We start from the raw sequence: 13,189 nt of genomic DNA, 5'->3' as shown, positions 1-13,189 counted from the left end.
CCCCTGCCCCCTGCCCAAACGAAGCAAGGCATCTCACAAAATCGCATCGCTCCCATTCCATCCTTGCAACAATGCGGCTTATTGAACTACACACAGCCATCTCATAACTAAACGGCGATCGCAAAAAAATTGTAAGTTGTGTTTTACTAATAAACAAAGCGAAGGCTTACATTAGACGGATTTCACTTGATTTAGCCCAACCTACGGCTAGAGATAAATCTGCCAGTAATTAAAAAAAACTAATTGAAGCAATTACCAAATTCTATTTGTAGTGTCAAAAAACTGAAAACGTAGATATCTGTTTCCATAGATAGATAATATATAGTTAAATATCTTTCTTTAGAAGGATATTTTTTTCAAAAAAATACTTTGATTTAACTAGAAATTTGAAATGAATAGTAGATATACATTTCATTCAATGATATTCATCAGATAAATCTTATAAATCTTAGTCTTTTGTTAATCTTTACCAGCTATGATGCCAAAGTAGTAAATAAAAATGAATCAAATTAAAAAATCTAGGGATAACTATGTCATCCAATAAAAATGCCCTAGATTTACCCTTCTAGCTACAAAATGTAGTTAAAAGCAACTACTAAATAGGTAAATCTTTAAGGTAATAAGCATGACTTATAGTATCGAGTCCGCACGCAATATTTTCTCTAGCACTCAAGTGGCAGATGCAGTTCCAGCCACTACAGCAATGTTTGCGAAACTCAACATTGAGGATCAACTAGCATTTCTCTGGTATGCCTACGCTGAACTAGGTCGTACAATTACTCCAGCTGCTCCCGGAAAAGCAAATCTCCAATTAATGGAAGGTATATTCAACGACATTAAGCAGATGTCTCATGAAGAACAAACGCAGTTAATGAGAGATTTAGCGAGTAATGCTGACACTCCTATCAGCCGTTCTTATGCATATTTTGGTGTTAACGCCAAGTTAGGGTTCTGGTGGCAGTTAGGAGAGTGGATGAAAGAGGGTATTGTTGCTCCTATGCCAGTTGGCTATCAAATGTCAACTGAAGTTAAAGCAGTGCTAGAAGCTGTTCAGAGAATCGATCAGAGTCAGCAAATTACTGTACTACGCAATACTGTAGTAAATATGGGCTTCGATCCGTCTGTGGCTGATAACAAACAAGCACAAATAAACTTTAATTTCCCACGTGCATCTGTAACTCCCCAATTTACGATCGAGGGAGTTACAGAACCGACAGTGCTGAAATATATTGAAGCGATGAATGCAGATAACTTTGAAGCTGCTGTTGCTTTATTTGCTAACAACGGTGCGCTGCAACCACCCTTCCAAAAACCAATTGTTGGTCGAGAAGCAATCACTTCTTATCTACGAGATGAGGGACAAGGCTTAGTGATGAAGCCAACCAAAGGCATTTCGGAAACCATCGAAGATGGTTATACACAGCATAAGATTACTGGTACGGTAGAAACTCCTTGGTTTGGGGGTAATGTTGGGATGAACATTGCTTGGCGATTTTTACTCGATCCTCAAGGTCAAATTTACTTCGTGGCTATTGATTTACTTGCTTCTCCCAAAGAACTGCTTAACCTAACTCGCAAGTAATATTTCTTTGCTTTTTTAAAACATCCTTTAAGCGCGATAATCATCATCAAATAAAATCCCAATTAAAGCTCGGTTATAAGTGAACCGAGCTTTAGTTAATTGTAGGTAAGGATCGTGGATTTAATAACCTGTGTAGGTTGGGTTGAGTCTGCGAAACCCAACATCTCTGGGGCGTTGGGTTTCCATTTCTAAGCTAGTGTTATAAATCAACGTCAGCTACATTTTCCAGATCCAAAAAAGCGTTATGTTCTGCTTGCGATCGCACTACCATCACACCGATCAAAACTAGTCATCACAGCAAAAAAATATAGATAAAGTCAAATTTAGTTAGCAAAATAAGCTTTTACTTACTCAAAAGCAGCTTTTACTTACTGATTTTAGTGTTTTCCGCAAGTCAAATGAGCTTTTACTTACTCAAAATGAGCTTTTGCTTTCTCATTTTGGTGTTTTCCGCAAGCAAAAGCAGCTTTTACTTTCTCATTTTGGTGTTTTCCGCAAGCAAAGGCAGCTTTTACTTTCTCAAACCCCAGTTTGCTTTCTCAATTCAGTATTTCGCACATTTCTGACAAATATCGCACTTGTAGCAAAAACCATTACAGATTTGCCAGAATTCTCTCAGGCTAATATATACGTAAACCTTTTAAGGTAAAGAATATTAACCGTACTCTATTAGAAGGTGTAGATCATGGCTCGGAGAAAAAGAACTTCCCTAGTCTTAGAAAAAGCAGTGCGCCGTGCAGCTAGCATCAACTCAATAGATCCGAGTTTAGATTTAGGCAATGGACTTACCTTACCTGCCTTTTCAAACCTGATCGAAACGATGCGAACTAGAGAAAATGCATATAATAGTGCCCTTTCCAGCTTGGATAAATTGTATCGTGAAATGCTAGAAACAGAAGGCGAGTTGGGAGATATGACCGAACACATGCTAATGGCAGTGGGGACTCGATATGGCAAAAGCAGTGTGGAGTATGGTATGGCAGGAGGAGTTCCTAAAAATCAGCGTCGGAAGGGACTGCGAGGCGAGTCGTTAACTGTCAGTGATGAGCAACCGTCATTCGTTGGCAGTGTGGAGAGCAAGAATGGAAAGAAACCAGCAGCGATAACTTAAAATCTGGTAATATACTCAGTGTTTTTATCCCGCCTCGGAATGAATTCCGAGTCTCATAGCCCAAGTCCACTGAAAGTGGACTGAATTAATTATTTAGTCCACTTTCAGTGGAGTTTCGCTATCAGCCCTGAACTTCAGTTCTGGGCGGGATATGGGTGGGCGTGACAGTTTCACTGTAGAGGATTTTTCGACTTGTGTGTACACCGTAGCCCGAAGAGCGGGGAGGGGTTGGGGACTTTTACAAGAAGTCATTGCTCTCCAAAAACAGAGACGTAGCAGCGCTACGTCTCTATTGCAATTGAATTTGCATCAGGTACACTCTTATAGAGCAATACGCTTGGGTTAAAAGTTATTGGTGTAAATCATTGGTCTTTCAAGACGCGATGAATCGCGTCTCTACATTAGGGTTTTGAACTGATCTAAACTGTATTGTCTAGAGACTTTATCCGTTCTACACCACCCCATATTTCAAAGAACCGTTTAGTTTCAGCTTCTATTTCTGAAATTGTTCTTGCTTTTCCATTCCCAGAGCTTGGAAAAACAATATAAACGATATTCTTGGGAATTCCTTGTCTGACTCTTGAGCGTACTAATGGATCATTTCCCAGAGCATGAGACAAAGCTATTGAACCCTCTCCAATCTGGTTTGTAGGCCCAACATCAGCATAAATTGCAAAGGCGAGTTTTTCATTATTAGTGTTGTAAACAACTGCTAAATCTCCTAATTTAACGCCTGTAGCCTTTCTAAAATCACCATTTCCTGGAAGAACAATATACGGAATCTTGGCTGAATCAACATAGCGACGTGGATCTTGTTTAACAAATCCAGAGTCGAATAATGCAGTTGTAGAAATATAGTATCCAGGATATGGATCGGTACTGCCTTGAATAAATGGATTGCCGTTTTTATCTACAGCTAGTGCCCACCAGTTACCTGGATTACCAGCATTTGCCAAAAAATCAATCCCTCTATCTGCGGGGTGATAAGCATTAGGCGCACCATCAGCATTAATGCTCATTCCTGCTTCATAGAAAAATGCAGATTCTCCATTTGCCTGGAGAATGGGAATTTCACCAATTTTAAGCACAGTCTTAATAGAAAACTTTGTGACTGGACTTAGGAATTTTTGAGCAACAAAACCTTCTAAAGTTTTTCCTTCAATAATAGTTGCCACCTTCCACCACTTGTCATTATCCGAATTTTGAATTTTAGATACAATACATCCTTTTGGAAGAGATGCTAATTGATTAGCGTCATCAACAATCGGTGCTGAACGTATATTCAAACTATCTGATGTTACTTGAAATCGTTGCATAAATTACTCCAAATTTAAAAATTGAACTCATGGAACTACATTAAAAAACTAAATTTTGTGCTGATGCGATCGCTAATATCTAGAACATCTCAAACTCTGATTTTTTTGTGTTGCGTCGGCTGCTATAACGGGGAGTTAGTAAGTTGGGCGGGCAATATCTGATTTTCCCTGCTCTTAAAGGCGAATACAGGAGAGGAAACCCCCGCAACGCATCCTAAATCTAAATGTCACTTACTAAATCGCTGGATTTAGATCCCCGACTGCTTGCAGACACCCGGAGAGTAGAAGTAGGGATCTGGGCAGCAATTTTTGCCTAAGAAAGTACCATTCCACCCTAAAGCCACCTTTGACTTGACAAAAAAATTTCAACAAATGTGAGTATGCGAACATCTTGGGAACTATAGAAGCAAATCAAATCAGCACAACTTTCAGCTTCCAGCAATGAAGACTCCCTATCTCAGCAAAGCTAAGGCGTTCCCATTACAGATTGTTCTTATTGTTCCCTTCCTTATCCAAATTTTTGCAGCGGTCAGCTTGGTAGGTTATTTGTCTTTTAAAAATGGACAAAGAGCAGTTAACGACCTAGCCGAACAGTTGATAGATCGCACCAGCGATGTAGTGGACGAACACCTGAAGTCTTATCTTGCCATTCCGCAAACCCTTAATCAGATTAACGCAGATGCTATTCGCAGGGGACTATTGGATGTGCGCAATCGCGAAACCCTTGGCAAGTATTTCTGGGATCAGATGCAGGCTTATGACCTAACTTATATTGGTATTGGGCTAACAACGGGTGAGGGGCTAGGAGCTGCTCGTTATGATGGCAAAACGATTACCATTGATGATTGGACTGCCAAGCCTCCGAATAATGTTTACACCTACGCTACCGATAATCAAGGTAATCGAACTCAGGTCAATGCTCGGTGGAATTGGCAAAATTCTACTGAATCTTGGTATACCCAACCCATCGCTGCTGGTAAACCTATTTGGGCAAAGATTGTAACTGGAAATTATCCCACCGGCCCTTACATTGCCGCCTCTGCTAGTCGTCCGATCTATGATTCGCAAAATCGCTTATTAGGAATGATTGCAACAGACATTCACCTACTAAAACTCAGCGATTTTTTACGCAGTTTGAATATTAGTCAGTCTGGGCAGGTGTTCCTTTTAGAACGGGATGGTACATTAATTGCCAGTTCCGGTACAGAGAAGCCTTTTGTCGTGGTCAATCAAGAGATCCGGCGATTGCGAGCGAGCGATAGTTCTGACCCAATAATCCAGAATGTTGCCAGACGCTTCCAAACTTCTGGGTTTAGGTCTATCACCCAAGACACAGATTTTCAACTTGAGGTTCAAGAAAAACGGCATTTTGTCAATGTTATACCTTGGCGTGACAAGTATGGCTTGGATTGGCTGGTGGTAGTAAGTGTGCCAGAAAACACATTTATGTCTCAAATTAACGCTAACACGCGCACCACGATCGCTCTTTGTTTTGGGGCATTAGTTGTTGCCTCTGTGATGGGCGTGTTTACCTCCCATTGGATTGTCCGCCCGATTCTGCGCCTGAATTGGGCAAGTGAGGCAATGGCATCGGGCAATTTAAATCAGACAGTAGAAACTAGCGGTATTCGAGAACTAAATACCTTATCTAAATCTTTCAACCACATGACACGGCAATTGCATGAATCCTTTAGTGCTTTAGAGAAAAGCAAAGAAGAATTAGAAGAACGGGTAGAAGAACGCACTACTGAACTGAAAAATATATTAGGGGAATTGCAGCGTACTCAATCTCAAGTTGTTCAAAGTGAAAAAATGTCTAGTCTGGGACAACTAGTTGCTGGAGTCGCACATGAAATTAATAATCCAGTTAACTTTATTCATGGCAACCTCGCCCATGTCCAGGAATATACTCAGGATTTATTAGCACTGATGCAGTTGTATCAGCAATATAATCCCTACCCTGCTGCTGAAATTCAAACCGTTGCTGAAGACATCGATCTAGAGTTCTTGCAGGAAGACTTGCCAAAAATGTTGTCTTCGATGAGAGTAGGCACCGATCGCATTCGTCAAATTGTACTGTCGCTGCGGAATTTCTCTCGCGTTGATGAAGCGGAATTTAAACGCGTTGATATTCATGAAGGCATCGACAGTACTTTGATGATTTTACAGCACCGCCTGAAAGCTAAACCAGAACAACCTGAAATTGAGGTGATTAAAGACTACGGCATTATACCCCTAATAGAATGCTATGCCGGACAACTCAATCAGGTATTTATGAATATTTTAGTAAATGCAATTGATGCGTTAGAAGAAAAGAATACTAAGCTTACCTATCAGGAAATTAAGGAAAATCCTAGTCAAATTAAGATTCGCACATCGGTAGTTAATTTAATGTGGTTAGAAGTGGCGATCGCTGATAATGGAGTTGGTATTTCTCAAGAATTTCAGCAACGCATATTCGATCCTTTTTTCACCACCAAACCCATTGGCAAAGGAACCGGAATGGGTATGTCCATCAGCTATCAAATCGTCACAGAAAAACATAGCGGTAAACTGGAGTGTTTCTCAACTCCTGGAAAAGGAACCGAGTTTATCATTCAGATTCCTTTGGGGCTAAGGAATGGTTGAACGATGAATTATGGCTGAGGTTTGGGGGAACAGGAAGATATAGAGAGTTTTAGATTATACAGCATATTTCAAGTTGAAGAGGGGTGTACTTAATTGACTTGTAAAGTGCTGTAAGTAACAATACCTTTGCTAATTTCCGAACGCTTGAACAATGATTTGCTGTTTAGGGTGAATCACTCTACACGATCGCAATTTTTGATAATACACCAACCGCTCTTGTCACTTTGCTGCTCTAGATATTGTTCGGTCAAAGGATATCGGAGAATCTGTGTATTATAAAGTTATTTTGTTGGCAAGAGAATATACTATGAATTTTTTTTATTTGTCAGAGAATATACAAATTTTGGGCGCTAACAGATTATACAGTTGGACAGATAGTTAAAATCAGTAGTTCTGCTTGTTAAAAAATCTATGCAAATACATCAGGTGATTGAAACCTACGATCAGGGATCGGTGGATTATGACGCAATTATGAAGCGTTACTGGCACATCGAGCGCGAACCCTTAATTGCTTCCTTGCAGCTAAAACCAGGACAAACCGTATTGGATGCTGCGGTAGGAACTGGTCTTAATCTTCCAGCCTATCCTGAAGGTGTAAGTGTCGTTGGTGTCGATCTTTCTGAGAAGATGATGGATGAAGCACGTAAAAAGCGCGTATCCGCAGACATCACCTTCAAAGTATCGGATCTCTGCAATCTTGATTTTCCTGATAATAGTTTTGATGCAGCAGCATCAGGATTTACCCTCTGTGTCGTTAGCGATCCAGTCCGCGCCCTTGCAGAGATACTGCGAGTTACTAAGCCTGGTGCCTTGATTGCCATTCTTGATTACTGCAAATCGCAAGATCCAGAAATTCAGAAATGGCAAGAGTTAATAGCTGATAGTTCTTCACAGCTAGGCTTCCCAACTGGTAAAATCAAGTGGGATGCATTGATGGATTATGATGAATTGATTTACAACAGCAAGCTCCCCATTGAAGTGCTTGCAGACGATCGCATCGAAAATCCAAACCCGTTTTTATGTGGTTGTCAATTACTGCTTAGAAACTCAAAAGCTTAAAGGCTAAAGTATCGCACTCATTGGACAAGAGTGCGATATTGACGACAAGCCGGATTACAAGTGCTTTTGAAACAGTTCTAAAACATGTTGCCAAGCATCAGGAGCCGCTTCTGGGTTATAACTTGGGTGCTGGGCTAAAAATGGGTACTTGTCTTTAAAGAATCCAGCAAAAAATCCGTGTCCAGCGTCGTATCGAAATACACGATGATTGATTTGATGTTTCTTTAATTCTGCTTCAATTTGCTCGTTTTCTTCTTGAGAAACTAATGCATCTCTTGTACCAAAAAATGCATAAATATTACCTTTAATTTCTGAAGTGCGATTAATAGTTGGAGTCTCTTCACCATAGCTAGCAGTGGTAATTCCGCCACCATAAAACGAAGCTGTGGCTTTGATATCCGGTAAAGTTGCAGCCATATAAGCAACATGACCGCCAAAACAGAAACCAATCACACCGATGGCATCATCTTTGACATTGGGTAAAGTTTTGAGATAAGTAATGGTAGCTTGAATATCGCTGAATATCTCTTGATATTTTACTTGTTGATAGTATTCCAAGCCCAATCGATAAGCTTCTGGGCTATAGCCAACATCTTCTGGGCTAAAGTCAGCTTCAAAACCGGGAGCAGTACGTTGATACATCGCTGGAGCGATCGCTACATAACCTTGTTTAGCGATTAGTTCGGTGATATCCCGAATATTACTGTTGATTCCAAAAATTTCTGGAAAAACTATAACTGCGCCAAAGGTTCCATTTTGTGCTGGTTGAGCTAAGTAAGCATCGATTTCTAAGCCATTGTTAGGAACTTTGATATAGGAAGTGTGAATTTCGATGTTTGTTGTTTCTAGCATCTTTGTTTCGGCAGCTTTTATACTAACTCATCTATTTTGACTGTTTTTTGATACCAATGGGTGATGTCTACAACGAGCAAAAACACCAGGAGTATTGCTTTACTCAATAGATATGATATTTCCAGAAATTAAATATGTGTTAGCCAGAACCTTTTTAGAGGGGTAGTTCTATTACCTATATCTATGCAAATCAGATGAATTTCTAACTTTTGAATAAATGGCATCTCAAACTTCTGGATGATACTAAGGGTTTTTGATTTGTGCGACCTTACATAGAGCAAGTAGAAAGACTCAAAATTAATAACCACAAGAAAAAACAATGCCCGATCAAAGTTTTAGAACAAACATTCCAGAAGTTGACCCAACGGAGATTGAAGATAATCGAACTGCGATCGCAGACGAACATCGCTCATTTCTAGAAAAAGTCCAGGTCAAAGCTGGATTTGCAGATCCTTATGATGCAAGAGACTTTACCGAAGTTGTGTTTCGCGTGATGCGCGACTTAATGACCACAGAAGCTAGCGATCGCGTCGAGGCAGAACTGCATACAGAGGCTGTACCTACCGATGAAAAAGCACTCCAGTTTGAAGTGTCTGATTTGTGGAAAGACACCAATCCAATTGTGGGATTTTTGAGCCGGGTTCGTCCACCTTGGAAAGGCCCAGGTATCTTCAATATCGATTCCGATCGCTTTCTATTCCGAATTGCTAATGAAAGTGGAATGCCGCGATCGGTCGAACGAGAGCAAGCCGTTAAAGCAGTGTTTTCTGCCACCAAAGACGAACTTTCCGAGGAGCGGATTCAGGAAATTGCTAGCTGGCTACCTGATTATGTACGTCAGCTTTGGGAGCAAGCTTAATTAGAAGTATAAAAAAGTAAAGTCTGTTTGCGATCGCTACTCGCAAGCAGGCTTTCTATTTTGAAGGCGATCGCACAGCATCTCGTAGAAAAGAGAAAATATTCCCTCACAAATTTGATTGTGAGAAAATAGTTTTATATGTAATAGGCTAAGACCTATGATTTCTACCATCAAGCGCCGCTACAGTTTGGATGAATATCGCGCAATTGAAGAAAAAGCCGAAGGACGCAGCGAATATCGAGATGGAGAAATCGTACTCATACCTGGAGGAACGCTCAAACACAGCCGCATCAGTGGCAATATTTTTGCCTTTTCCAAATTTTTGCTGCGTGATACTCAATTCGAGCCAATTAATAGCGATTTACGGCTGTGGATTCCCGAACATCGACGCGGAGTATACCCAGATGTAATGATTTTTGACGGCGAACCGCAACTAAATGCTGAACGTTTAGATGAAGTCTTGAATCCTACTTTGATTGTTGAAGTTCTATCTCCTTCCACCGCAGATTACGATCGCCAAAGTAAATTTCGGATGTATCGATCAATTCCGAGTTTCAGCGAATATTTATTAGTCGAGCAAGATGAACCTTTTGTGGAACGCTACAGTAAACAAGCTGAAGGTTGGTTGCTCAGTGATTTTAGCAGCTTAGAGGTATCTATTTCTTTAGATTCACTTAGTATTGAATTGCCGATGGCGGAAATTTATCGTGGCATTGTTTTTGAGTAAATGAGTTTTGGTTTAATGTGTTGTGCTTTGTGACGATGTATGCGTTGGGAGGGGTGTGATCGCATTACGATTGTGGACACACATCAAATACTAATTGTGAACGATAGAAACACACATCAAACTCCAAAAAGAAGTTCATACGTCCTAGCAACAAAGGTACATCATTAGACAAACTCCACGCAAAAACTAAGCCAACAGGCTCAAACGAGCCAATCTGAGCAGATAGAAGCAAACCTCTTGCTTCAACGGGAGCCAAATTACCAGCCAACGTTACAGAAACCGTCTGTTCTTCCCAAATTGCGCCTAGTTGGACACCAATACTATATGGCAGAACGCTGACGCTTGCTCCAGTATCTAACAAGCCTGAAACGTCTACTGATGAGTTACGATAGGTTAAGATTAATGGTAGCTTTGGCAGCGCATCGGGAACACCAAACGTATCGTATCCCTCTGTAAAGGAAAATCTTTGAGGATTAACCATTGTGCATTTACTCGTCTGACTCTAGCAGTTGAGCAAGTTGATGTGCAGCTGCGTGGGAATTAAGTGGCGACGAAATAGGGTAAGTTGCTCCTTGCTCTAATGATGGCTCTTCATCCCTAGATAATTCTGAAACTAGAAACTGCATCACTTTTAGCTTCTCTGCACGAGTTAAATTTCGCAGGGTAGGAAATAGCTCTACGGCGTTCATAATTGTAATGCTGGAGATGAATCAACATTTCTATCTTTCCACAAATTTTATCAGGCTGCGGTATCAGCTTTGTAAATTTGAGATCATGCTGCCTTGTTACAAAGCATAACGCACCTTATGGGAAGGATGCGATCGCAGTTAGCAATACAGAGTTAACTTTTGCTTCTCAACTCCTCAACCAACTCTTGTACCATGCTAGTCAAACTGGGATAGTTTGGCTCTCTTTCAATTACTTCTTCAGGAATATCGTTGCAATAAATTGGAGCAGTTTGACATTTTTCCTGCGTTCCCACAAAAAAGTATCCACCATCCTCGACCATGAAAAGGGGAAACAAATGAAAAGAACCTTTCCAATCTTGAGCAATACTAATTGCTTCTTCCAATGAGAAGAATGTGGCAAGATCCCAAGCATCGGGATGAGGAAGAAAAGGATTTACACCACCGTTTTTCCATTGATAAAGTTCATAAATTTCTTCTGGTAAATAAAAAGGAAGTTCTTTAGCTTTTGCCTCAATTGCATCACGGCTTAATCCTCGGTTCATTGCAGCAGGATGATTTGGCATATATTGCTGTACGCAATCACCAACAAACTCAAGAGCTTCAGTTAAAGCAGACATATATTTTTATGTATATTAACTGTATTTATAGTTCTCCAGCGTAATTACCGAGAAATACCAATTGATTTATCATCTCTTCGGCTGACTTAGCTGCCATCAGCTTGAGTACTCTTCGCATTTGTTCACCAATCGAGTAATCCTGCGATGAAATTATAATCCCTGCATGACTTCTTTTCTCTTGTATGTGGATGCTGTGTAACTGGCAAAAATCACCAACATTGAATGTGTATAAAACTCTTTGCAGTTCAGTAGCTAAAATCAGTTGTTTTGTAGGTTGATGTTGAAGGTGGGGTCAAATAAGTTAGACCAGAGATTGTTAGCACTATATTGGAGATTGGAAAAGAAATTGGAAGTTATATTATGGCTTGGGAAATTACCACTGAAGAACTGTTGAAAAAGTACACTTCCGGGAAGCGAAACTTCGCTGGGGCTGTTGTTGTTAGAAGCAAAACTTCTGGGCGAAACTGGATTGACCTCGGAGGTGCCATCTTGCGAGATATTAATTTCCGTGGAGCCGATCTGAGTTTCGCTTGTTTGAGTGAAGCCGATCTGACTGGAGCCGATCTCTTTGGTGCTTCCTTGGTAGAAGCTGGATTGGATGGTGCGATTATCAGGGATGCTAATTTGGAATGTGTTAATTTGTTTAGGTGTAACTTGACTGGTGCTGATTTGGTTGGAAGTCACTTGTATCAGGCTAGTGCTATCGGTGCTATTTTCCGTAAAGCTAGATTTTTGTATGGTGGTGAGCATAACGTTTTCATTCGTGCTGATTTTCGAGATGCTTCCATTGCCCACGACGCTATCTGTCGAGCCATGAATGTAATTTGGGATACTATCATGCCCGATGGCACTGTCCAAAGCGGTCCCTATTTCGGAGAATGGAAATCCATCAGCAAGTAAAGGAGCAGGTTTAATAGCATTGAGCATCGCTCTAATCCCAAGAATATTTCGCCCTTCAATTTTCTCCTGAATTTCTGTAGGAATATTAGATAGAAAATTATATCCTGTTATAGCTTCAAGTTGTTCAACATTAAACAATCCATACTCTTTTCCATTTTCTAGGAGTGAAAAATTTGTTGTCCAATCACTATTTGGGTCTTGCCCTTTATTATTAGCATCAAGTGTATTGGGTAAATAGATACCAAATGCAAGAGTATCTTTAGTTACATCAGAAATAGCCGCGCCTGATTTATCTAGCACTAAGACTACTTTCCAAACATTTTCGGGTACATTAATGCCTTTAGAACTGATAGATTTACTGGTATATCCATCTCTTCCCGTAATGATGTAAAGTTCTTTATTTTGAACTCTAACTAGATCGGTTAAGTATTTTTCCAATTCAGTCCATCGGTCAAAAGGCTTATCTAACGGTTGAGGAATCACATTAGTCATCAACAACTTGGTGGTATTTGGAGGAATTGGGATTGATATCGAGGACATAAATAACCCCCATTCTACCATCACCGATATATGCATATTCATTACGGTCATCAATGACAATTGAACGGGGAGAAGCATCTACACCCAAATTAATTGGGTCAATAATATCTTTTGTTTCAGCATTGGTGTCAATTTGCCGCAACACCATTGGGTCAACCAAAGCAACACGACCAGAATTTTCCAAAGTCACATAAGCACGCACACCATCATTAGTAATGGCAATACCTCGCGGTCTATCGGCAATATCACCCGTACCAGAAATGTTGAATCCTAATACAAAACTTTACATATCTAGTTACACTAACTCTA

At 40.3% G+C, this 13,189-nt stretch carries 14 protein-coding genes and 1 pseudogene; 7 read left to right on the top strand and 8 right to left on the bottom strand.

Annotated features, from left to right (window positions below; genetic code table 11):
* Positions 1-625 precede the first annotated feature (625 nt).
* Positions 626-1,582 carry an orange carotenoid protein N-terminal domain-containing protein gene (locus RMX69_RS29020; RefSeq protein WP_289794953.1) on the top strand — a complete coding sequence of 319 codons (957 nt, stop codon included), beginning with the start codon at positions 626-628 and terminating at the stop codon, positions 1,580-1,582.
* A 685-nt stretch (positions 1,583-2,267) separates the two neighbouring features.
* The gene (locus tag RMX69_RS29015; RefSeq protein ID WP_094349949.1) at positions 2,268-2,693 is read left to right on the top strand and encodes a hypothetical protein; all 426 of its coding nucleotides are present in this window, start codon (positions 2,268-2,270) and stop codon (positions 2,691-2,693) included.
* 419 nt (positions 2,694-3,112) lie between these two features.
* On the opposite strand, the gene RMX69_RS29010 is transcribed toward RMX69_RS29015, so the two are convergent.
* Positions 3,113-4,009, bottom strand: a complete 897-nt coding sequence (locus RMX69_RS29010) for a glycoside hydrolase family 75 protein (RefSeq protein ID WP_289794954.1) — start codon at positions 4,007-4,009, stop codon at positions 3,113-3,115.
* A gap of 441 nt (positions 4,010-4,450) precedes the next feature.
* Here RMX69_RS29010 and RMX69_RS29005 point away from each other — a divergent pair, with 441 nt between their 5' ends.
* Both RMX69_RS29005 and RMX69_RS29000 read left to right on the top strand, forming a co-directional pair.
* A complete protein-coding gene (locus tag RMX69_RS29005) occupies positions 4,451-6,637 on the top strand; it encodes a sensor histidine kinase (RefSeq protein WP_322639497.1) in 2,187 nt (728 codons plus the stop codon).
* 411 nt (positions 6,638-7,048) lie between these two features.
* A complete protein-coding gene (locus RMX69_RS29000; RefSeq protein WP_289794955.1) occupies positions 7,049-7,696 on the top strand; it encodes a class I SAM-dependent methyltransferase in 648 nt (215 codons plus the stop codon).
* Positions 7,697-7,750: 54 nt separating this feature from the next.
* Here the strand turns inward: RMX69_RS29000 and RMX69_RS28995 are convergent, their stop codons facing one another.
* Positions 7,751-8,548 (bottom strand): dienelactone hydrolase family protein, encoded by a 798-nt coding sequence (locus RMX69_RS28995; RefSeq protein ID WP_289794956.1) that lies wholly within the window; start codon positions 8,546-8,548, stop codon positions 7,751-7,753.
* 319 nt (positions 8,549-8,867) lie between these two features.
* On the opposite strand from RMX69_RS28995, the gene RMX69_RS28990 reads away from it, so the two are divergent.
* Both RMX69_RS28990 and RMX69_RS28985 read left to right on the top strand, forming a co-directional pair.
* Positions 8,868-9,407, top strand: coding sequence for a DUF2267 domain-containing protein (locus RMX69_RS28990; protein WP_322639496.1), 540 nt, complete (start codon positions 8,868-8,870; stop codon positions 9,405-9,407).
* 157 nt (positions 9,408-9,564) lie between these two features.
* Entirely contained in the window at positions 9,565-10,134 is a 570-nt protein-coding gene (locus RMX69_RS28985; protein ID WP_322639495.1) for a Uma2 family endonuclease, read from the top strand.
* A gap of 64 nt (positions 10,135-10,198) precedes the next feature.
* Here RMX69_RS28985 and RMX69_RS28980 read toward each other — a convergent pair whose 3' ends face one another.
* The 4 genes from RMX69_RS28980 to RMX69_RS29560 all read right to left on the bottom strand — a co-directional run bounded on the left by RMX69_RS28980 (position 10,199) and on the right by RMX69_RS29560 (position 11,699).
* Complete coding sequence (locus RMX69_RS28980) at positions 10,199-10,615, bottom strand: retroviral-like aspartic protease (RefSeq protein WP_322639494.1); 417 nt, start codon at positions 10,613-10,615, stop codon at positions 10,199-10,201.
* 7 nt (positions 10,616-10,622) lie between these two features.
* The gene (locus tag RMX69_RS28975; protein ID WP_322639493.1) at positions 10,623-10,823 is read right to left on the bottom strand and encodes a hypothetical protein; all 201 of its coding nucleotides are present in this window, start codon (positions 10,821-10,823) and stop codon (positions 10,623-10,625) included.
* 152 nt (positions 10,824-10,975) lie between these two features.
* Positions 10,976-11,440, bottom strand: coding sequence for an SMI1/KNR4 family protein (locus tag RMX69_RS28970; RefSeq protein ID WP_322639492.1), 465 nt, complete (start codon positions 11,438-11,440; stop codon positions 10,976-10,978).
* A 25-nt stretch (positions 11,441-11,465) separates the two neighbouring features.
* A complete protein-coding gene (locus tag RMX69_RS29560; RefSeq protein ID WP_409878162.1) occupies positions 11,466-11,699 on the bottom strand; it encodes a DUF5615 family PIN-like protein in 234 nt (77 codons plus the stop codon).
* Between the two features lie 101 nt (positions 11,700-11,800).
* Between RMX69_RS29560 and RMX69_RS29555 the strand changes: the two genes are divergently transcribed.
* Positions 11,801-12,340, top strand: coding sequence for a pentapeptide repeat-containing protein (locus RMX69_RS29555; RefSeq protein ID WP_409878160.1), 540 nt, complete (start codon positions 11,801-11,803; stop codon positions 12,338-12,340).
* 135 nt (positions 12,341-12,475) lie between these two features.
* On the opposite strand, the pseudogene RMX69_RS29550 reads toward RMX69_RS29555, so the two are convergent.
* Both RMX69_RS29550 and RMX69_RS28960 read right to left on the bottom strand, forming a co-directional pair.
* A pseudogene (locus RMX69_RS29550) lies at positions 12,476-12,832 on the bottom strand (DNA/RNA non-specific endonuclease); the annotation flags it as partial.
* The gene (locus RMX69_RS28960; protein ID WP_322639490.1) at positions 12,825-13,070 is read right to left on the bottom strand and encodes a hypothetical protein; all 246 of its coding nucleotides are present in this window, start codon (positions 13,068-13,070) and stop codon (positions 12,825-12,827) included. The gene RMX69_RS28960 and the pseudogene RMX69_RS29550, both read right to left, overlap by 8 nt.
* Positions 13,071-13,189: the final 119 nt, after the last annotated feature.

Origin of the sequence: Nostoc sp. EspVER01 (genome assembly GCF_034530635.1) — a bacterium.
Classification (GTDB): domain Bacteria; phylum Cyanobacteriota; class Cyanobacteriia; order Cyanobacteriales; family Nostocaceae; genus Nostoc.
This window is presented reverse-complemented; position numbering and strand designations above follow the sequence as displayed.

Coding starts and splice junctions, on each gene's coding strand:
- RMX69_RS28995 (WP_289794956.1), bottom strand. CDS start 8,548: ATGCTAGAAACAACAAACATCGAAATTCACACTTCCTATATCAAAGTT.
- RMX69_RS28990 (WP_322639496.1), top strand. CDS start 8,868: ATGCCCGATCAAAGTTTTAGAACAAACATTCCAGAAGTTGACCCAACG.
- RMX69_RS28975 (WP_322639493.1), bottom strand. CDS start 10,823: ATGAACGCCGTAGAGCTATTTCCTACCCTGCGAAATTTAACTCGTGCA.
- RMX69_RS29555 (WP_409878160.1), top strand. CDS start 11,801: ATGGCTTGGGAAATTACCACTGAAGAACTGTTGAAAAAGTACACTTCC.
- RMX69_RS29020 (WP_289794953.1), top strand. CDS start 626: ATGACTTATAGTATCGAGTCCGCACGCAATATTTTCTCTAGCACTCAA.
- RMX69_RS29015 (WP_094349949.1), top strand. CDS start 2,268: ATGGCTCGGAGAAAAAGAACTTCCCTAGTCTTAGAAAAAGCAGTGCGC.
- RMX69_RS28970 (WP_322639492.1), bottom strand. CDS start 11,440: ATGTCTGCTTTAACTGAAGCTCTTGAGTTTGTTGGTGATTGCGTACAG.
- RMX69_RS29010 (WP_289794954.1), bottom strand. CDS start 4,009: ATGCAACGATTTCAAGTAACATCAGATAGTTTGAATATACGTTCAGCA.
- RMX69_RS28980 (WP_322639494.1), bottom strand. CDS start 10,615: ATGGTTAATCCTCAAAGATTTTCCTTTACAGAGGGATACGATACGTTT.
- RMX69_RS28985 (WP_322639495.1), top strand. CDS start 9,565: ATGATTTCTACCATCAAGCGCCGCTACAGTTTGGATGAATATCGCGCA.
- RMX69_RS29005 (WP_322639497.1), top strand. CDS start 4,451: ATGAAGACTCCCTATCTCAGCAAAGCTAAGGCGTTCCCATTACAGATT.
- RMX69_RS29000 (WP_289794955.1), top strand. CDS start 7,049: ATGCAAATACATCAGGTGATTGAAACCTACGATCAGGGATCGGTGGAT.